Source organism: Neptunomonas marina (genome assembly GCF_004005935.1).
GTDB classification, from domain to species: Bacteria; Pseudomonadota; Gammaproteobacteria; order Pseudomonadales; family Balneatricaceae; genus Neptunomonas; species Neptunomonas marina.
The window spans coordinates 245451-265441 of the sequence record NZ_SACQ01000001.1 but is presented as its reverse complement, the minus strand read 5'-3'; the positions used below and the strand labels follow the sequence as shown (position 1 = coordinate 265441).

18 protein-coding genes are annotated in these 19991 nt (G+C 49.3%); 8 read left to right on the top strand and 10 right to left on the bottom strand.

Annotated features, from left to right (window positions below; translation table 11 throughout):
- Positions 1 to 289: 289 nt before the first annotated feature.
- Entirely contained in the window at positions 290 to 2215 is a 1926-nt protein-coding gene (locus tag EOE65_RS01210; protein ID WP_127692469.1) for an alkaline phosphatase D family protein, read from the bottom strand.
- Positions 2216 to 2324: 109 nt separating this feature from the next.
- Between EOE65_RS01210 and EOE65_RS01205 the strand changes: the two genes are divergently transcribed.
- Positions 2325 to 3974, top strand: a complete 1650-nt coding sequence (locus EOE65_RS01205) for a VRR-NUC domain-containing protein (RefSeq protein ID WP_127692468.1) — start codon at positions 2325 to 2327, stop codon at positions 3972 to 3974.
- Positions 3975 to 3996: 22 nt separating this feature from the next.
- Here the strand turns inward: EOE65_RS01205 and EOE65_RS01200 are convergent, their stop codons facing one another.
- The 6 genes from EOE65_RS01200 to EOE65_RS01175 form a co-directional block, all read right to left on the bottom strand.
- Entirely contained in the window at positions 3997 to 4317 is a 321-nt protein-coding gene (locus EOE65_RS01200; RefSeq protein WP_164846985.1) for an AzlD domain-containing protein, read from the bottom strand.
- A complete protein-coding gene (locus tag EOE65_RS01195; RefSeq protein WP_127692466.1) occupies positions 4310 to 5023 on the bottom strand; it encodes an AzlC family ABC transporter permease in 714 nt (237 codons plus the stop codon). Before EOE65_RS01195 ends, EOE65_RS01200 begins: the two co-directional genes overlap by 8 nt.
- Positions 5024 to 5149: 126 nt before the next feature.
- Positions 5150 to 7303 (bottom strand): putative bifunctional diguanylate cyclase/phosphodiesterase, encoded by a 2154-nt coding sequence (locus tag EOE65_RS01190; protein WP_127692465.1) that lies wholly within the window; start codon positions 7301 to 7303, stop codon positions 5150 to 5152.
- Positions 7304 to 7471: 168 nt separating this feature from the next.
- Positions 7472 to 7822, bottom strand: a complete 351-nt coding sequence (locus EOE65_RS01185; RefSeq protein WP_127692464.1) for a RidA family protein — start codon at positions 7820 to 7822, stop codon at positions 7472 to 7474.
- Positions 7823 to 7837: 15 nt separating this feature from the next.
- Positions 7838 to 8914 carry an alanine racemase gene (gene alr, locus EOE65_RS01180; protein ID WP_127692463.1) on the bottom strand — a complete coding sequence of 359 codons (1077 nt, stop codon included), beginning with the start codon at positions 8912 to 8914 and terminating at the stop codon, positions 7838 to 7840.
- 93 nt (positions 8915 to 9007) lie between these two features.
- The gene (locus tag EOE65_RS01175) at positions 9008 to 10264 is read right to left on the bottom strand and encodes a D-amino acid dehydrogenase (RefSeq protein WP_127692462.1); all 1257 of its coding nucleotides are present in this window, start codon (positions 10262 to 10264) and stop codon (positions 9008 to 9010) included.
- 425 nt (positions 10265 to 10689) lie between these two features.
- Between EOE65_RS01175 and EOE65_RS01170 the strand changes: the two genes are divergently transcribed.
- The 6 genes from EOE65_RS01170 to paaE all read left to right on the top strand — a co-directional run bounded on the left by EOE65_RS01170 (position 10690) and on the right by paaE (position 15965).
- Positions 10690 to 11886, top strand: coding sequence for a sensor domain-containing diguanylate cyclase (locus tag EOE65_RS01170; RefSeq protein ID WP_127692461.1), 1197 nt, complete (start codon positions 10690 to 10692; stop codon positions 11884 to 11886).
- Positions 11887 to 12262: 376 nt separating this feature from the next.
- The gene (paaA, locus tag EOE65_RS01165) at positions 12263 to 13204 is read left to right on the top strand and encodes a 1,2-phenylacetyl-CoA epoxidase subunit PaaA (protein WP_240656891.1); all 942 of its coding nucleotides are present in this window, start codon (positions 12263 to 12265) and stop codon (positions 13202 to 13204) included.
- A gap of 12 nt (positions 13205 to 13216) precedes the next feature.
- Positions 13217 to 13510: a 1,2-phenylacetyl-CoA epoxidase subunit PaaB gene (paaB, locus tag EOE65_RS01160; RefSeq protein ID WP_127692459.1), complete on the top strand. Its 294-nt coding sequence runs from the start codon at positions 13217 to 13219 to the stop codon at positions 13508 to 13510.
- 17 nt (positions 13511 to 13527) lie between these two features.
- Positions 13528 to 14289: a 1,2-phenylacetyl-CoA epoxidase subunit PaaC gene (gene paaC / locus EOE65_RS01155; protein WP_127692458.1), complete on the top strand. Its 762-nt coding sequence runs from the start codon at positions 13528 to 13530 to the stop codon at positions 14287 to 14289.
- Between the two features lie 6 nt (positions 14290 to 14295).
- Complete coding sequence (gene paaD, locus EOE65_RS01150; protein WP_127692457.1) at positions 14296 to 14835, top strand: 1,2-phenylacetyl-CoA epoxidase subunit PaaD; 540 nt, start codon at positions 14296 to 14298, stop codon at positions 14833 to 14835.
- A gap of 32 nt (positions 14836 to 14867) precedes the next feature.
- Positions 14868 to 15965, top strand: coding sequence for a 1,2-phenylacetyl-CoA epoxidase subunit PaaE (gene paaE, locus EOE65_RS01145; protein ID WP_127692456.1), 1098 nt, complete (start codon positions 14868 to 14870; stop codon positions 15963 to 15965).
- Positions 15966 to 16025: 60 nt separating this feature from the next.
- Here the strand turns inward: paaE and EOE65_RS01140 are convergent, their stop codons facing one another.
- Complete coding sequence (locus tag EOE65_RS01140; protein WP_127692455.1) at positions 16026 to 16379, bottom strand: hypothetical protein; 354 nt, start codon at positions 16377 to 16379, stop codon at positions 16026 to 16028.
- Between the two features lie 443 nt (positions 16380 to 16822).
- On the opposite strand from EOE65_RS01140, the gene EOE65_RS01135 reads away from it, so the two are divergent.
- Positions 16823 to 18688 (top strand): methyl-accepting chemotaxis protein, encoded by a 1866-nt coding sequence (locus tag EOE65_RS01135; RefSeq protein WP_127692454.1) that lies wholly within the window; start codon positions 16823 to 16825, stop codon positions 18686 to 18688.
- Positions 18689 to 18750: 62 nt separating this feature from the next.
- Here the strand turns inward: EOE65_RS01135 and EOE65_RS01130 are convergent, their stop codons facing one another.
- Both EOE65_RS01130 and EOE65_RS01125 read right to left on the bottom strand, forming a co-directional pair.
- On the bottom strand, positions 18751 to 19377 hold the full coding sequence (locus EOE65_RS01130; RefSeq protein WP_127692453.1) for a trimeric intracellular cation channel family protein: 627 nt from the start codon (positions 19375 to 19377) through the stop codon (positions 18751 to 18753).
- A gap of 18 nt (positions 19378 to 19395) precedes the next feature.
- Entirely contained in the window at positions 19396 to 19989 is a 594-nt protein-coding gene (locus EOE65_RS01125) for a TetR/AcrR family transcriptional regulator (RefSeq protein ID WP_127692452.1), read from the bottom strand.
- Positions 19990 to 19991 lie beyond the last annotated feature (2 nt).

Genomic DNA, 19991 nt, shown 5'->3' with positions numbered 1-19991 from the left:
ACAACAAAGCAATGTCGGCGGCACTTCCTACTGCCATCGCGCGTCCAAACTGCGTAACAAGCCGACAACAAACAACTACTTCTCTTTACGTCACACTCAATGTGGTAAAGACATCTTCTGTTTACGGCTAATACGCTGTATTCCTTAACGAAATAGGCCAATTTAACGAAATAAAAGTAGCGCACCCCAGGGTTTTCAAACGTACGTTTGTATCTGAGGCGGCGAAATAATAAAGGATTATTTTTTGAGCATCGAGTCTAAACCCGAAAAAAAAGTAAGGATTTATTGATTACTCCCAGGTCGCTTCCGAGTGATCGGCTTCAAATTCAAGGTCTCGGCCATCGGAGCATAACTGCACCATATGATTGGGGCGCCCCTCACCATCTAGTGTAAGCCATCCGATGCCCGAGGCATTGATAAGGCGCTCTCCGCGTTTTGCATCTTTAGGCTTACGTGGCACAACGCGCATACCACGGCGCTTAGTAAACCAATTCAAAGGTGACCATGGAGCATAGAGCCAACGGTTCACGCGATCGAAAATGTCGAGCAACGTATCGGGAAACTCGTTCTTAACACCACTACTGGTGATTTGCCAAATATCTGGCCCACCAACATGGTCACGCAACTCGATATCGTAAACAAAGGAGTAGTGAACATCACCGGACAAAATAACAAAGTTATCCGGTGTACGCGGGTGTCGAAATAAGTTCATCAAAGCATGTGCAGAGCCTGAGTGCGCCATCCAGTTCTCGGCATCCACCAGCAGTGGATAACCTAATGCTGTAACGATGCGTTGAATCGCTTCGATCAGTTTGACACCAAAAATCGGTGCAGGAGACACCATGACCACCGCGTTGTGCCCCAGCAAATGGCTTTGCAGATCAGTTATCGCCTCCCAATCCATGAGGCCAGATGGCTTATCAAAGCTCTTCTCTGAACGCCACCGATGGGTCCGCGTATCCAACACGATCAATACCGGTTCGGTATCCCAGCTATAGTGCCAATGGGGAAAGCGTATCAGCTCTTCAATAAGGTGTTTGTGTGTCTCACAGCCTGGTGCTGCCATTGCCTGCTGCGTCTGCGCCATTAACGCACTAGAAAACTGCTCTGGCGCATTACCCCAGCCTTGGCAAACTAAATAAGCCACCAGTGCATTACCGATAATCCGCTTTGAAAACGGGTTGCCATAGGCTGTTTGCTCCCAAGCTGCGGTCAAATTCCAATCATCGGTCACATCGTGATCATCAAAAATCATCGCGCACGGCAAATGCGCCATCACCCGCCGAGCATGATGCAGCTGTGAAACGAAACGCCCGATCACCTCAATCTCGTGGTCGTATTTGTCGCGGTGCTCCTCTGGGATGGTGCTTGGTGCTTCTAACGACAGGCCATGCCAAGCAGTCGGTGACCACGCCAACAGATACATAGCGAGCATCTCAGCCAAAGAGACTAAGTGATTGTGTGCGTTGTCTGAGGTAAAAATCGGCTTTTTAGCGCCACCGAAGAAAACCCGCGTTAGTTCACCCGACGCTTTATCATCAGGTAGTAGCTCAGCACGGCGATAGTAATAGGGCGCCGAATCGTGTAGCAGTTGCGTTGAGCTAATATCCGCGCCCTCCAGTGTTCCATGCGGGAGCTCCAATTGGGCGATTAAGCGGTGAATGGCCACCAGCATAGGCCCGGCGACATCATCAACATAGACTTGGTCGCCCGACATCATCAAAACGGATGGCCAATGTTCCGGCGTTTCAAGGTGCTTCTCGACTTGTTGGTCGGCACGCACTAAGCCATCATCGCTAGCATGGTGAGGCTTGCGGCACGACCCATGTAAAATACGGTCTAAACGATGACGGATGACAAAGCCCGGTGTCTCTTTGCCGCCGTAACACAGTTCTGCCCCCCACTGTTTGATACTTTGCCAAGGCTTTTCCGCCACGCCTAGCGACAGGTCATAACCTATCCAGCGATTCGTTGTCAGTGGCTGATCCAATGCGAGGTCGATAAGGTAAAAGTACAGATATTTACCTGCCGTCAACGTTTGCGTTGCCGAGGCAAGCGCGGACTCATCGTAACGCTGCTCGATACCATCAGCAGGCATGAGTTGCAGCTGTAGGCGCACGGGTTCGCGCGTAGCAAGCCACAACGTGATGCGTTTGGTAGTAATACGTCGCAGAATTGGCCCTGCTAACACAAGAGGTGGGACAGCATTTGTCATAGAACGAGTGATTTCCTTTCTTACAGCAATCGAGGTAGCGGGTACTATGCTGGTACGCTATCTCAAATAGATCGTTTTAATACGTTACACGGCCTTACTTGCAAACACTATGAGCCAAGCATCCGAGCATTCAACGGCGCTCACCGCTGCCGATATCAACAACCCATTTTACTATCAAGAGAACTTTATCACCGTCATAAAGTGGGTTACCGAGTTCCATGCACGCTTATTACTTAAAGCGGAGCTTGAGCTCATTGATCGCTTCCTTACGCTACCCCAGCAGCCCCAAGCACTGCTGATTAGACTACTACTGCGCAAAGGGCCGCTGTTTCGTGTCGCTAAACTATCCTACCCTGAAATCGATAGCATCACGGCTAGCATCTGCGCACTTGAAACAGACGGCTGGCTCACGACAGAAGCCTTATTGGGTCTGGAAAATTTAGCCAACCTATTTACTAAAGCCGAGTTAGCCGTGCTACTCGACGAGGATACGGCTCACAACTACAGCCTCGCCAAGCACAATAAAGCCACATTCATTGCAGCACTGAGCAAGCAAAGCGGCCAGTTTGCTGCACCGGAGCAGGTGGTTTCTCTTGGCCACCATGCCCTCTTTCAGCGCCTTCGGCTTATGTTCTTTGGTACGTTAAGACAAGATTTTTCGGCATTTGTTACCACAGAGCTCGGACATACCCGCTACGAGCAGGTAAAACTCACAACAGACACCTGCGCGTTTCAATGCCGCAGTGATGTTGATACCTACCTCTACTTAGATGAGCTAAGTCAAAACCCCGAACAAGCTTGCGCTGCTGATATGCTCGCAGCACTCAAGAGCCAAGCGGCACAATCAACAAGCCTATGGTTGACGCGAAAGCGTTCGCGATTGTTATTCGATCTTGGCGTAAAGAGTGCTCGTGAGCAGCAGTTCCTCGTCTCCAATGAAGCGTTTGAGCACTCTACCCACCCGGCAGCACGGCTGCGCTTAGCACGCTCACTCGAGCGTCAAGGTGCACTGGAAAACGCTTTCGAGCTTGCATGCGCAGACCCTTTGAACCTCGATGAAGAGGTTGGTTTCGAGCGATTAAAGGTACGTGTGGGTAAAAAGATCAGCCAAAACTATACCACGGTGGTAAAAGCCTTCTCACCACCTAGCTTTCAGTTAACGTTAGCGCCTCATGATAATAGCGTTGAGTGGGCCGCTCTCGAAGCGCTGCAACGCCTTGATGACACATCAAGCTATCACTACTGTGAAAACAAGCTGTTTTGCGCCCTGTTCGGCCTCACCTTTTGGCCGGCGATTTTTGCCCCCATTCAAGGGGCTTTCTTTCATCCCTTTCAACGCCAGCCCAACGACCTGTACGACGCGGATTTCTACTCACGTCGGCGGGAGATTATCGAGCAGCAATTTGAATTGTTAACCCAAGACCCCTTGCGACTATTGCAGCGCTGGGATGAGAAAATAGGTTTGAGCAACCCTTTTGTTGATTGGCGCAGCATTGACCGCGCACTGATAACACTCGCGCTCTCGTGCATTAACACCACTCAATTGATAGCGATCTTTCGACGGATGTTATCCTCACTCTATAACCTGCGCCGCGGTTTTCCCGATCTGATCGCCTTCAATCCAACGGCCAGCACTTTTCAACTTATTGAGGTAAAGAGCCCCACTGACAAGCTGCAAGACCACCAGCGCGCTTGGCTACAGTTCTTTGCTGAGCAAAAGATCAAAGCCAGCGTATGTCATATTCTTTATTCTGGATAACAAGGGGTCGATAGCGGCGATGTTAAAGAAAATAGCGGCCCGCCCAAAGTACACACATTCCGCCAAGAATCGGCCAAATGATGCTTTTGAAGCGTACAGCCAAAAGCAGAGTTACCAGCCCCGCCATCACCTGTAACCAGTCGACCGCAGCCGAATGACTATTCAGCACAATGGGCGGGATGCAGAGCGCGGCCAAGACAGCCGGTGGCAAGAGAGCAAGCACAGGCTGCACACGTTCCAAATGCTTAGCCAAATGTCCATGTAACTGCACGAACGACAGCCGAATACTAAACGTCAACAAGCCACATATCGCGAATAACAACCAAAGCGTCATATCACTCATAAAGATCTGCCCCTCTGCGGCGTAACTTCGAAGCCACATGACCAACACCCACACCAATCATCACCGCAGCGATAAAGCCCATGTTTAGCGGCAGCGGCCGTAACAACACTGCAAAAGCACCGGATGCCACAGCCACCAACAACAGCGTCCGATTCCTTACTGTGCCAACGAGCATCGCTAAGAAGGCTAACGGGATGGAAAACTCTAAGGACCATTCAGGCGGTATACTGGCCCCGACCGCCACACCCAGCAGCACGGCCATCACCCAAAAGCTGCACATGACAATAGCGCCGCCAAAGTAGTACCAGACACGCTCAGGCAAACCGGCCGATTGCCGCTCTGGTGAAGAGCACAGCCCATATGACTGGTCTGTCAGCATATATGCCAGTGGCCAACGATAACGCTTCTTAAGAGGGTGCAAGGTGGGTGCCATAGTCGCGCTATAGATCGCAAAACGCAGATTGATCACCACCGTTGTCAGCACAATCACAACAAAAGCCGCATTATCCTGTATCAACTGGTAAGCTGCTAACTGTGCCGACCCCGCAAAAAACAGCATCGTCATCCCAAAAACCTGCTCGGGAGACAAACCGAGCGCGATACCGTTTGCTCCCGTGATCAAGCCAAAGGGCAGCACGCCGGATAGCAACGGCAACATATCTTTAACCCCAAGCCAAAATGACTCGCGATATTCCTGAAACGACATGAAAAAGTCCCTTTGCTGGCAAATATGGCTGAGAAAGCCCTTCAGACTATCGACTTAATGGCGAGATGCCCAGTACGAATGGAGAGCAATTACTGCAACAGAGCGTTGCTATTGTGGGGGAACAGATCAAGGCTGTGCTGTGAGCAGCTCGAAGAGCGCAGCCTCTTGCATGGGTTTGTGGAAAAAGTAGCCTTGAGCCCGATCACAACCTAAATCGCGCAAAATCTGCATCTGCCCCTGAGTCTCCACCCCCTCTGCCACCGTTGTGAGGGCAAAGCGTTTGGCAATGTTGATAATCGATTCTACCAGCAGCATCGCGCTTTCATCAGTCTCAATGTCAGCAACAAATGAGCGGTCAATCTTTAAGACACTAAAAGGGTAACGATTGATATACGCTAAAGATGAGTAACCTGTACCAAAATCATCGATAGAGAGGCTAAAACCCACATCACTCAGTACCGACAGTTTTCTAAGCGCCGCTTCAGGGTCACTCAACATCAGCGACTCAGTAATCTCGATTTGCATATCCTGGGGCGTTAAACCGTAGCCGGACAAGTAGTTCGCCCAACGCTGCGGTGCATCCACCTGATCCAGCACTTCCGGAGGCGAGCGGTTTATAGAGACCGTTAGGTCTGCATTCGTGTTTTTGCGCACTTTAGCCAAGAACGCACAGGCGTGATGAAACATCACATCGCCTAAGTCTCGGACTAAACCTGTGCGCTCGCACACATCCACAAACTCCACCGGCGATACATGACCTAGAAGTGGATCATCCCATCGCGCTAGCGCTTCACATGCAACAATAGCCCCGCTCTTCAAAGAGACAATAGGCTGGTACACCGCGTATATTTTGCTCAGCCCGCCATCTTTAGACAGCTGATTATAGATCTGTTGGAAACGTTCGGTGCGCTTGCGAATCGCTGGCGTAAAGTTGGCGTGGGTGTTACGGCCATTCTGCTTTGCTTGACTCAAGGCCATCGTGGCCGCATTAATCAACCCCTGTACATCACTCGCATCCGTCGGGAAAATACTAGCACCCGATGAGATCGTGATAGAGCTGGTATAGCCCGCAACATTAATACCGCCTTTTAGGTAGGTTCGAAATGCATCGAGCGTGCTACGCCAGTTGCGCGTATCTGGTCCGGTAATAAAGAGCGCGAACTCATCAGCTCCCACCCGAGCAGCCATCGCGCCTCGCCCCATGATCGATCGAGCAGCCGAAGCAAAACGACGGATCACTCGATCTCCGATATCCTGCCCAAAGACATGGTTCACTGACTTAAAGTTATCGATATCCAACACGACGAAGACACCAATATCGCCACTGACCTTCAGGGCTTCTAGCTTCGCATTGACCTCGCGAATAAAGTGGGTCCGGTTCAGTAGCCGTGTGGACTCATCATACTTCGATTGAAAATCTAGCAACCGCTGGCTGTGAACACTGTCCGTCACATCGCGGCTAAATCTGACATAGTGTTGAACCCGATCACTGGCAGGATCTTTGATCGCGATAACCCAAGACTCAAACGACCGAACCCCCAAATTGGGAATGATTTGCTCTTCGGTAACCGGTATCTCACTGAGGTGCGCTAGTGGGATAGCAGAACCTATCACTCGCTCAGCGGGCTGTGCAAAAATCGCTTCGAACGCTTTGTTCACTTTTTGTACCACAGCATTGGCATCGGTGATGACAATAGCCTCGCGCGCAGAGGCGTAAATATGCTCAGCCAGCAACAGCTCATTATTCTGGCGCTGTAACAGCTCTACCCGCTCATTGAGCTCAGCTTGGTGTTGAAGGCGCTCGAGTTCGGCGCTTAGCCTAACGGCAAACAGTTCAAGTAAGCTCAGCGCCCAATCAGGTTCTAAAATTTGCCGCTCAAACAGCACATTAAGTAAGCCGATCTTCTCACCACGATTGCTGGTGAGCACGACACCCATATAGGCATCAACATCCATCTCAGCGAGCACAATATCGGCTGGAAACAGGGCTTGAATATCGCCATTGAAGACACAGACGCCATCCACGGTCAGCGAGTCACATGGCGTATCTTTGAGCGAGTAAACAAAGTGGCGGGCACGAGCACCGCGCTCCCACCCCGCAATCACTTCAGCTGAGTGAAGGTCGTCCGTTAGCCTGGCGATATAAACATATTGAGCGCCCAACAGTTCAGCTAAGCGCGTTGTCAGCTCATTTAGAAAATCAGTACCAGTAAACTGGCTCACTTCCCTGATCACCAGAGCTAACGCTCTATCCTGCTCAATATCGTGCAAAGAGTTCATACTGCTGCTATCGCGGCTCCATAACGAAAGTGCAAGGTGGATACCATGAAGTATGTGCAGTGAAGCGGCAACTGTCCACTTTTAGACACACGAAACCGATAGAAAGGAAGGAGGACGAGAATACCGCCATACGCTCGCATGGCGGTATAACAAACCGTGCAGGACGGTTTACTGATAGGCAGCGGTTACAGAGAACTCGACCAGTATTTCAGGGCGGGCCATACGTGCTTCAACACAGGCACGTGCCGGCTTGCCAATATTAGCCACCCAAGCATCCCACACGGCGTTCATGGCAGCAAAGTCCTTCATGTCACGAATGTAGATCGTTACAGACAACATCTCATCACGACTACTGCCGGCTTTCACCAGCAGGTCTTCGATCTTATCTAAACAGCGCTGCGTTTGTTCAGCGATATCCCACGCAGCATCGCCTGCTGTTTGACCGCACAGGTAAACAGTGCCTTGGTGTTTAACGATACGGCTCATACGCTCGGTGGATTCAATACGTTCAATAGACATTATTACTCTCCAAACTTACTTATAAACTTTATGCACGCGGCGTGTAATGCCGGTAAATAGTGTGTAGGGAATAGTGCCACAGCGGTCTGCGATCTCATTCGCGCTGATCTGCTCACCCCAGAGCTCGACGTGCGCGCCACACTCGATACCCTCTAGACCAGTTAAATCTACGGCTAGCATGTCCATAGATACCCGCCCAATAATGCGGCTTTTCTGGCCGTTCACCATGACCGGTGTACCGGTACCGGCATAGCGCGGGTAACCATCTGCATATCCCATAGCAACCGTGCCAATACGCATCGGCTCTTCGCAGGTAAATGTGCAGCTATAACCTACCGACTCACCCGGCTCCAGATCCCGAATAGCGATCACCTCGGATGTCAAAGACATCGCAGGCTTAAGCTGATCGGCAATCTCTTGCGGTGCAGCAAAGGGCGATGCGCCATAAAGCATAATGCCCGGACGCTGCCAACTACGGCGCGCCGTTGCATGGGCCATCGTCCCAGCGGAGTTAGCCATGCTGACTGGTGCTTCAATACCTTGGGTTGCAGCATCAAAGGTCGCCACTTGCTCTGCGGTAACCGGCAACTCCGGCTCATCCGCTGATGAGAAGTGAGTCATCAGGGTCACAGATGCGGCTTGCGGCAACGCGACGAGGCGGTCATACGCTTGGCGGTACTCTGATGGCAACACTCCCAAGCGATGCATACCGCTATCCATCTTGAGCCAGAAATGGATTGGGTTTGCTACGTCTGCTGCGGCAATTTGCTCGATCTGAGCAGGGCTGTGTACCGCACACCACAAGTTCTGTTCGCTGATATATGCGAGCTCATCGGGAGTAAAGAACCCCTCTAGCAACAAAATCGGCTTCGCAATGCCGGCCTCGCGCAGCTCAACAGCCTCCTCGATACATGCTACGCCGAAAGCAGCAGCCTCATCTTCGAGCGCCTTTGCCACTTCAATAGCGCCGTGTCCGTACGCATTGGCTTTAATAATCGCCATCGCTTGCTGCTCGGGAGCCATCGACTTGGCCAGCCGATAGTTGTGACGAATCGCGTCTAAGTGAATCGTTGCCGTTGCTGCTCTTGCCATAAATCCTCCATACATGCGCTCAAGCGGCTATCGCCAGAGACGCCAAGCCCGGACAACAGGTCCGGGCTCTTTTCTTAAATATTATTAAATGAACTATCGGTATCGGGAGACTGACATCCCTTCTGGATCAATATCTGTGGGGCGTTTTGAGATAATGTCCGCCACAAACTTCGCCGAACCCAAAGACATCGTCCACCCTAGGGTGCCGTGACCGGTGTTAAGGAATAGGTTGTCATAGCGGGTTTCGCCCAGGATAGGTGTTCCATCCGGCGTCATCGGGCGTAACCCAGTCCAAAATTCTGCCTGATCAATGTCGCCGCCGCCTGGAAAGAGATCACCAACAACGTATTCAACATTAGCACGACGCTTCTCCATCAACTCTTTGTTATAAGAGGCAATCTCTGCGGTCCCGCCAACACGGATACGATCATCGAAACGCGTTACCGCCACTTTGTAGGTTTCGTCCATGATGGTTGAGACAGGCGCGCGCGCAGCATCAATGATCGGCAGCGTCAGAGAGTAGCCCTTGATCGGATACACGGGCACTTTAACGTCGATCTGACTTAGCAGCGGCGTCGAGTAGCTCCCCATCGCGCAGAGGTAAGCATCCGCTGTTAAGCGGCCCGCAGACGTCGACACACTGCTAATTTTTCCGTTCTCAACATTGAGGCCGATCACCTCGGTTTTCATGCGAAACTTCACGCCTAGCTCTTTACATGCCTGTGCGAGTGCTGTTGTAAACTTGAAGCAATCGCCAGTTTCATCCCCCGGTAGGCGTAAGCCACCGACGATCTTATCTTGCACAAATCCTAACGCAGGCTCATGGCTTACACAGCCAGCACGATCCAAAACCTGATAGTCAACACCGCACTCTTCCAGCACCGCAATATCTTTCTTCGCCGCAGCGACCTGCTTTTCTGTCCGAAAAACCTGCAGTGTCCCGTTAGTGCGCTGATCATACGCAATCGCTTGCTCTTCACGAAGCGCCTTAAAGCAGTCGCGGCTGTATTCAGCTAAACGCATCATCCGTGCTTTATTGGTGTGGTAATCTGCTTCGTTGCAGTTGGAGATCATTTTAGACATCCAACTGAGTGTGTTCAGGTCGATCTCTTTACCCTTAATCATGAGGGGAGCGAGGTCTTGCATCATCCATTTGATCGCTTTCATAGGCACGCCTGGCGCTGCCCACGGTGCAGAATATCCGGGCGAAATTTGGCCCGCGTTGGCATAACTTGTTTCAAGTGCAACCGCGACTTGGCGGTCCACAACCGTCACCTCATGGCCAGCCTTTGCCAGATACCAAGCACTGGTTGTCCCAACCACGCCACCACCTAAAATAAGAACATGCATAGATAACCCCAATGATTATTTTTATGATCAGAGAAGTCGCCTATGATATATCCATTTAGTTTTATTTATTTTCTATATTTTAATAAAAAAGCAATACATTTTAATAAAAAACAAACAAAAAGCATAAAATTAACCTTCAAAAATAATCAAACTAAAAACCATATTGTCCGCGACCTCTGTAACGATCCATAAGATCGCTTTCAGCTACCAGCGAGCAGGTTAAGCACCACGTTGAAACGATGCAAAAAACACCTTGACCCTACGGTTTATAGGGGTTTCAAGCCTTATGCAAAGTAAAATAAAAATGAACTCTAAGAAGCCCCACTCGTCATTTACCTCTATAGTAACTACATAAAATACACGAGTTAGAAGTAGCACCTCGTGCTTAAGTGATAGGAATCTGAGAGCTATAAAGGACGTGTATTATGCTCATTTTTCGGCAGGCGATCCGGTACCGGCGGATCCTACTGCTCATTGTCATCATGGCATTGGTAACGAGTTTAGCCACATCCACAGCGCTGTGGGCGTTGTATACCTCGACCTTCAATAACAAAAAAGATGACTTAACTGCCATCGTGACGATGAAGGCCAACTTGATCAACGCTGTGGCACGCTTCGATGCCATTCACGCCAGCGCCTCATTTCCTGAGGATCCTTTTGCGGCAACGCTCAGTCAAGTGATTGATGCAAACCAGCGTTACCATGGGTTCAGCCAGACGGGTGAGTTCATTCTCGCGCGCCTCGAAACGGAACAGATCTACTATATCGTCCGTTCTCGGGCTGAAAATCCAGCGTTACAAAAGCGGGCAGTCATAGCCACTTCCGCAGCACTGCAAAAAGCTTTTGCGGGCGATACAGGTGTCATACTTGATCACGACTATCGAAACAGGCCTGTGTTAGCTGCCTATACGCCTCTGGAAAACCCTGAATATGCGCTAGTGGCTAAAATCGATCTGCAAGAGCTCCAAGCACCTTTTTTTCGCGCGGCCTCAGTCAGCCTGACAGTCGCACTTGCCTTGATCATGCTTGCAGTGTACCTAATTCATCACCTTGCAAGCCCTTTGATTTTCCGCCTTGAAGCGCTGGTTGCGGAGCGGACTCGCGCACTACACGATACAAACAAAGAGCTAGCCCTTCGCTCGCAGCAAGACCACTTAACAGAGGTGTGTAACCGAAGCCACTTTTTTAACGTATTGAGCGCAAGCCGACGCCAAAGTGACACGCAACGCGCCATTCTCTTCATCGATTTAGACAAGTTTAAACCGATCAATGATGAGCTTGGGCATCATGTGGGGGATCAACTGCTACGCCACGCGGCTCAACGCTTTGTCAAAGCCGTTCGCCAGCACGATACAGTAGCCAGAATTGGCGGCGACGAATTCGCTATTTTGCTCAACAACATTGAGACCATCCACCACGCCATTGAAATCGCAACAGATATCACCTCTTTGATCCAACAACCCTTTTCTATCCAAAACCACCGCAACCTGCGTATCGGCTGCAGCATAGGGATCGCTCTAGACGACAATCCAAAAGAAACGGAAGAAGCGCTCGTCAGCCGTGCAGATACCGCGATGTATCACGCAAAAAACTCTGACCACAGCAACATCGCCATCAGCTAACTCGCACCTCCAATGAGAAAACGGCTCACCTTTTTAGCCGCTTCAGGCCCTTTTTCACTCTTTTCTTGGCACAAGAGCCGCTTAGCTTAAGGAGCAAGGCCGCCAGGCTGCAAATAAATAACTTTGAAAACAAACACTTAAAAACCACATTTTTTATATGATACATTTTTACAAACTTTGTAAAAAATTTATGTATCATTTTATTTTTGTTCGATGTACATTAAGCCCATGGTATTACCAAGTATCAGGCCTAAAAGCTGGCAGCCTACGTACAAGCTAACAGCACGCCACACCATCAGACCTGATACATAAATGGTGCTATCGAAATAAAAATAAGTTTCATAGCGATAAAGAACCCGAGATCGGAGAGCAGAATATGACGCCCGAAGAACAAAATTTCATGCGCAAGATCGAGAACGAAGAGAAGATCGAGCCTAAGGACTGGATGCCTGAGGAGTACCGCAAGAACCTTATCCGTCAGATTTCACAGCACGCGCACTCTGAAGTTATCGGCATGCAGCCAGAAGGTAACTGGATCACCCGCGCTCCTTCTTTGCGCCGCAAAGCCGTTCTACTGTCCAAAGTACAGGATGAAGCAGGTCACGGCCTTTACCTATACAGCGCTTGCGAAACACTCGGCATCTCTCGTTCTGAGATGATCGAGCAGCTGCAAACGGGTAAAGCGAAATACTCCTCTATCTTTAACTACCCAACGCTGACTTGGGCGGATGTTGGTGCCATCGGCTGGCTAGTTGACGGCGCTGCTATCGTGAACCAAGTATCACTACAGCGTACCTCTTACGGCCCGTACTCCCGTGGCATGATCCGTATCTGTAAAGAAGAGTCTTTCCACCAGCGTCAAGGCTATGAAGCGATGCTAGCACTTGCGAAGGGTTCACCTGACCAAAAAGCGATGGCTCAAGATGCATTGAACCGCTTCTACTGGCCAGCGCTCATGATGTTCGGCCCTCACGACTCGGAATCTGCTCACTCTCAGAAGTCGATGGAGTGGAAGATCAAGCGTGAAACTAACGATGACCTGCGCCAGAAGTTTGTTGACCAAACCGTGAAGCAGATCGAAGTACTAGGACTTGAACACCCAGACAAGAACATCAAGTGGAATGAAGAGCGCGGTCACTACGACAGCTCTGACCTGAACTGGGATGAGTTCTGGAGCGTTATCGCAGGTAACGGCCACTGTAACCGCCAGCGCATCGAGCACCACGTTGCTGCTCATGACGAAGGTGAGTGGGTACGTGATGCCATTACTGCATACAACGAGAAAAAGCGCGTTAAAAAAGCGCAAAACGCGGCGTAAGGGGAGCCTGAAATGACAAAAGTAACTGAGAAACTAGAACTATTTGAAGTGTTTGTTCGCTCTAAGCGCGGCTTGGATCACAAGCACGTTGGCTCCCTACACGCAGAAGATCATGAGCAAGCGCTTGAGTACGCGCGCGACTGCTACACGCGCCGTAGCGAAGGCGTAAGCATCTGGGTTGTTAAGTCCAACGACATCTGCTCTTCTCAGGAAGATGATGCGGATTGCTTCTACGATCCAAGCGATGACAAGCCATACCGTCACGCGACTTACTACGTTCTGCCTGACCCAGTAAACAACATGTAATTGGCGGGGATAACAGAATGAGTGATATCAAAGCAGCAACGCTTGAATACGCAACCCGCCTAGGCGATGACTCGGTTGTTCTGGGTCACCGCATCTCTGAGTGGGTAAGCTATGGTCCTTTCCTCGAAGAAGACATCGCTTACGGCAACGTCTCTCTGGACTACATCGGTCGCGCGCGTATGTTCTACACATACGCAGCTGAACTGGCTGATGATGGCCGCGACGAAGATGATTTCGCATTTATGCGCAATGATCGCGAATACCGCAACCTACTGTTGATGGAGATGCCGAAAGGCGACTTCGCCTACTCTCAGGTGCGCCAACTGTTCGCAGATGTTTACTACACAGTTCTGCTACCAGAGCTGCTGCAATCAAAAGACGAAACATTGTCTGCGATTGCTGCAAAAGCGATCAAAGAAACGAAATACCACCTGCGCCGCAGCCGTGATTGGGTTTTGCGTTTGGGTGATGGCACAGAAGAGAGCCATAAGCGCACACAGAAAGCGGTTGACCAACTGTGGGGCTACACACACGAGCTGTTCGACATGGATGAAACTGAGCAGTTGCTAGCCGACGAAGGTATCGGTGTTGATGTGTCCAAGCTACGTGACGCTTGGTTCAAAATGGTTAGCGACATTCTGACCGAAGCTACCCTAACTGTCCCAGAAGACAGCTGGGCTGTGCGTGGTGGCCGTACCGGTTACCACACAGAGAACCTAGGTCACATGCTAACAGAGATGCAGATCGTGCATCGCTCACACCCTGGATGTAAGTGGTAGAGCGTTATGAATGAAATCTCACTGATGCCGGAAGAGCAGTACCAGCGCTTGCAGCAACGCAACGCTGAAGATGTAAAGGAGCTCTGGAATCTGCTTGATCAGGTAAAAGACCCAGAAGTCCCGGTACTGAGCATTTGGGATCTTGGGATTCTGCGCAATATCGAACGTGACGGCGAACGTATCGTCGTCACTATCACTCCAACGTACTCCGGTTGCCCTGCGATGGACAACATCAGCAGCGATGTAACCGAAGCACTAAACTCCGCAGGCTATAGCGATGTCTCCATCAAAACATCGCTCTCCCCTGCTTGGAGTTCCGAGTGGATGTCGGCTGAAGGACGCCGCAAGCTTCGCAACTATGGTATCGCTCCTCCAGAGGATGCAGAGCTTGATGAAGACGGACTAACGCCAGACGCTCATGCGCAGTGCCCCCATTGCCAATCCCGCAATACGCGCCGGGTAAGTGAGTTTGGTTCAACGGCTTGTAAAGCACTCTTCCAGTGCAATGACTGCAACGAGCCATTTGACTACTTCAAAAAAATCTAGGGTCAACCCGATTTAAAATAATAGGTGAAGCAATGTCTGACACCAATTTCTACACACTTAAGGTTGCTGAAGTACAGCAGGAGACTGATTCAGCAATCGCGGTTACATTTGCTGTACCGCAAGAGCTAAAAGAGAAGTTCACCTTTATCCAAGGTCAATTTTTGACACTCCGTGCGATGATCGATGGTGAAGAGGTACGCCGCTCTTATTCCATCTGTTCAGGTATTAACGATGGACACATGCGCGTTGGTATCAAGCGCGTTGATGGTGGTAAGTTCTCGAACTACGCGAACGATAACTTCAAGCCAGGTATGTCTGTTGATGTGATGCCGCCGCAAGGTAACTTCTACACGGAGCTGAATGCCGATAACGCGAAAAATTACATGTGCATCGCGGCAGGCTCAGGTATCACACCGATGATCTCTATCATGAAGTCGGTGCTAGACGTTGAGCCGAACAGCCGTGTTACGCTGATTTACGGCAACCTACGTAGCAACACCGTGATGTTCAAAGATGAGCTTAACTTCGTCAAAAACCGTTATATGGATCGCTTTCAGTGGATCAATATCATGGATTACGAAGATCAGGGCGCAGATCTCCTGAATGGTCGCATCGACAACAAAAAAGGTTATGCCCTTCAAAAGAGCGGCCTAATTAATATCAAGAACACCGATGAAGCGTTCATCTGTGGTCCTGAGGCGATGATGACTGAAGTATCCCGTGGCTTCCGCCTAGAGGGTCTAACGGACGATCAAATTCACTATGAGCTATTTGCAAGCTCCTCTGCTGATGCGAAAGCCACGCTTGAAAAAGCACAAGCGCGTGTTGCTCAGTACGGTGAAGAGAAAACTAGTAAAGTAACTGTTATGGCTGATGGCCGTTCGGTTATGTTTGACCTAGCAACGGTTGGCCAGAATATTCTGGATGCAGGTATGGAAGCAGGTATGGACCTGCCTTACTCCTGTAAAGGCGGCGTTTGCTCAACATGTAAATGTAAGCTGGTTGAAGGTGAAGTTGAGATGGATATTTCTCACGGCCTTGAACAGCACGAGATTGAAGCTGGCTATGTTTTAAGCTGCCAAGCTCACCCGCTGACAGACACCGTAGTTGTCGATTTTGACGCTCGTTAATTGTCTCTGATAGCAAAAAAGCCCAGCACTTGCTGGGCTTTTTCGTTGAGTTTGCACATTTTACGCAACCAGTGTTCCAGCTTCTGCTAAAGAGGGCTGACTCTCTAGCCAATCATACTCAAGCAGCACATTTTCACCAGATAAGCTCAGCACATGGCGCTGCCGCTCTCCAGCCCTCCCTTCAACCCAACGGGTAATCCAGATTTTACCTTCATCATCAATACGCTCTACAGTATGAACTTCATTCAGAAGGGAGGAGAGAAAGTTGATTTGTGACAAATTATCAAATCGGTAGCGCGCGATATCAATATTGACCACCCTGACTGCCATACCAGCAGAAACAGGAATACCCTGAATATCGAGTGCGCTGCGCAATAAGATATTATTTTTTCTTGCAAAGATAGAGTACTCCACGTATCACCACCTGCACCAAAACGACTCAAAAGAGAAACGAAAATTAAAAATTCACCTTCAATATCAGCTATTTAATCAGCTTTTTCAGCGGATAAATCTAGCTTAGTCGTAAATTTAAATTTTGCGAAAAATACTTCCGTTTTCCTTAACACTGAACAGCAAGCACCGAAAAGCCGAGGTTTACAGGAGCAAAAACTCACTCTCTCTTCATAATTTATATAACATTGAAATTAAACAAAAGTAGGGATAAAAAATCTGCGCAACAACACAAGCAAAGAAAGAAGAGGACAAGAAAAAACTGTCACAGCGAAATAATAGATTCTTATAAGCTATTAACTATAAAGATTTTTTAATTCGAACAATGAGTTCACTTTCTAGTGGAGATATTTCAAATAGCAACTATATTCAAAGGATAGTTTCAAACAAAATCTACTGGTATATCTATGACGGTCCGACATAAGCTACTCGCTCTCGTAGCCTTTATTGTGCTGAGTACAGCCGCTCTTTTCTTTCTCAACCTTTTTACCGTAGAGAAAGTACTCCAATTTGAGGATGCTCTGTTAAAGATTAACGAAGTCAAAGTGCGCAAACTCAAACTAATCGATAGTGAAAACAGATTTATCATTCACAAGTCTGATCAAACCCTATCTAAGTTTGATTCCGATTTAGTCACGTACAAACAAGCACTAACAGAGCTTCAAGACCGCATCCACCAAATAGGTTTACAACCTTCAATTTTAAGCGACCTAAACCGCACATCAGAGAGCTACGCAACGGCGTTCTCTGAACTTGCCGAGCAATATCACACCATAGGGTTCGATCAAAATAGCGGGCTTCGAGGTAAGCTACGAAGCGCCGTTAAGTCGGTAGAAACAGACCTTCGGGCAAGTAACAACTTAGAGATACTTGCTCAAGTTCTCCAGTTGCGCCGCGTAGAGAAGGACTTCATGCTTCGTTTCGATAAGAAATATGTGGATTCATTCGCTAAAGAGCACGATAAGATCAAAGAGATCATCGCAGCTCAACCGCTTAGCACAGCTGAAACCGACACAAAACTGCGTAAATTAGAAACGTATCGTCAGGGCTTTCTGCTCTTAACGCAAGGATACGAAAAAGCAGGCTTGAGTGAAAAGAGTGGACTGCGCGCAAACCTGATATCTCATGCACAAGCTTCAAACGAGCACCTGCAACGCGTCGCTGACAAGGTCGGTCGGTTCTCGGAAGAGGGCATCCAAGAACTCCAAACGTTAAGCGCAGCTATCGCGATCAGCTTAATTACCATTGCACTGGTAATATCTGCTCTTATTGCAAAGAGCATTATTGGGCCAATCACATTGCTTAACGTCACGATGAATACCGCAAGGAAAAACAAAGATTTGACGCTTACGTTTCAGCCAAGTACTCAGGACGAGTTCGCCACCATCGCCGAAAACTTTAACGGGATGATGGAAGAGTTCCGCCGAGTAATTGAGCATGTTTACACCGCGTCGAATGCTCTGAATCAATCTGCAGCGCAGGTATCCAACATTTCCCAACAAACCCACCAAGGATTCGCCGCTCAAAGGGATGAAGTTTTGCAAGTTTCGTCAGCGATTCGGGAAATGAATACCGCTATGAAAGACATTTCTACAAGCACTGAGATGTCCGCCAATACCGCTCAAAACGCTCAGTCAAACGCAGTCACAAGCCAAACAGCTATCCGAAAAACGATCGAAAATATGCGCCACATCGCCACGGATGCAGAGCAGTCTTCTAAAGCGATTATTGACCTCGAAAAAGAAAGTAACGCGATTTCCGCAGTACTTGATGTAATCAAAGGCATCGCTGAACAGACAAACTTGCTGGCTTTAAATGCTGCGATCGAAGCGGCCCGCGCCGGCGACAGCGGTCGAGGCTTCGCCGTGGTAGCGGATGAAGTCCGCGCCTTAGCAGCACGGACCCAAACATCGACCGTTGAGATTGAGGAGATGATAGCTTCACTGCAGAATCAGACGACAAACTTCTCGAACATGATCCGGAGTTTGACTGAATTAAGCCTAACGAGTGCTAACGATGCGCAAGGGTGTATTAAATCGATCGACAACATTATTGAAGGTGCCCATCATATTGTCGATATGACGACCCAAGTAGCTTCAGCCGTGGAGGAGCAGTCGGCAGTAGCTCATAACATCACGTCTAATACCGACAATATCAACGAGATCGTTGAGCACTCTAGCCTCAAAGTAAACGAGAATGCCTTGGCAAGCGATGATGTTTCAAAGCAAGCAACGCTACTCAAAGAGACAATAAGCCAATTTAAAGTCCGGTAGGGCTCGACAAGCGCCCCATAACAGGGGCGCGTTTTCGTCTGAATAAGAGATCGTTATAACGGCTACGACCGGATCGAATGAACTTTGAAGGCTGGCAACGCCAATTGTGCTTTAACGGCGATAACCCGCACAGAAAATACCAGCATAATACCCGCTAGCGTACTTTCCATTGAAGACCAACCTACCCATAGTAAAAAACAATAAATACTGCCTCCCATTGCACTGGCGATGGCGTAAATCTCACGCTGAAAGATAAGCGGAATCTCATTACAGATAACATCGCGAATCACGCCACCAGCAGCCCCTGTCATCATCCCCATCATGACTGCCACAGGTTCGGAAACACCGGCTTTTTCCAGAGCAACCTGAACACCAATCATTGTAAATACAGCCAGCCCCAATGCATCTGACAACAATAAAATACGCCGACTGCTAGCATTTACACCGGGCTGCCAGAGCATCGTTAACAGCACAGTGGCACTGATAATGAATAGATAATTTACATCGAACATCCAGCTAACAGGATGCACCCCTAATGCCATGTCACGCAGGGTTCCACCGCCCAGCGCTGTCACAAATGCAATCACCAATGCACCGAAGAGGTCCATATCACGACGTGCCGCTGCAAGCGCCCCGCTGATGGCAAACACAGCCACACCAAAGTAATCTAACGCAACTAACCATCCCATAAAGGCTCTTCCTTAAACCTATTCCGGTTCCACCACCGACTCAACTCCCAGCAGTTTGATTATCATATTAACCAAAGCTAGGAGCGCCCGTTCCTTTGTAATCTGCTCTCGGACCACCCGATTCCCAACCGCTTCTATCGCACCATGGATCGCGGCCAAGTATGTCGTTGCTTCCTCAACACTGCTTGGAAGGTAAGGTGTGAAGATCTGACGATAAGCGTCTATAAAGTAGTTACGAATGCGTTCTTGTATATCACTGTGCGCTGGGTAGCCTTGTAGTGCAGCAACGATGGCATCATAAACAGGGCCCACGCTTACCATGCAATCGATATAGGCACCACACACCACGTTAGCTCGCGCTGCTAACGTATGTGAGCCCTGACCTAGAGCTTGATTCATTGAGTGAATAAGCCGCTCATCGAGATCCTGGTATAACTGCTCCAAAAGTCCCTGACGATGCTCAAAGTGTCCATACGTGACCGGTTTAGTAACCCCAGCTTTTGCTGCCAAATGACCGAGCGTTAAAGCATCAGCCCCCTCTGAGCGAATAATCTCCAGTGCGACAGCAAACAACTGTTCACGCCGCTCTTGCTTCGATAGACGTTTTTTCATAG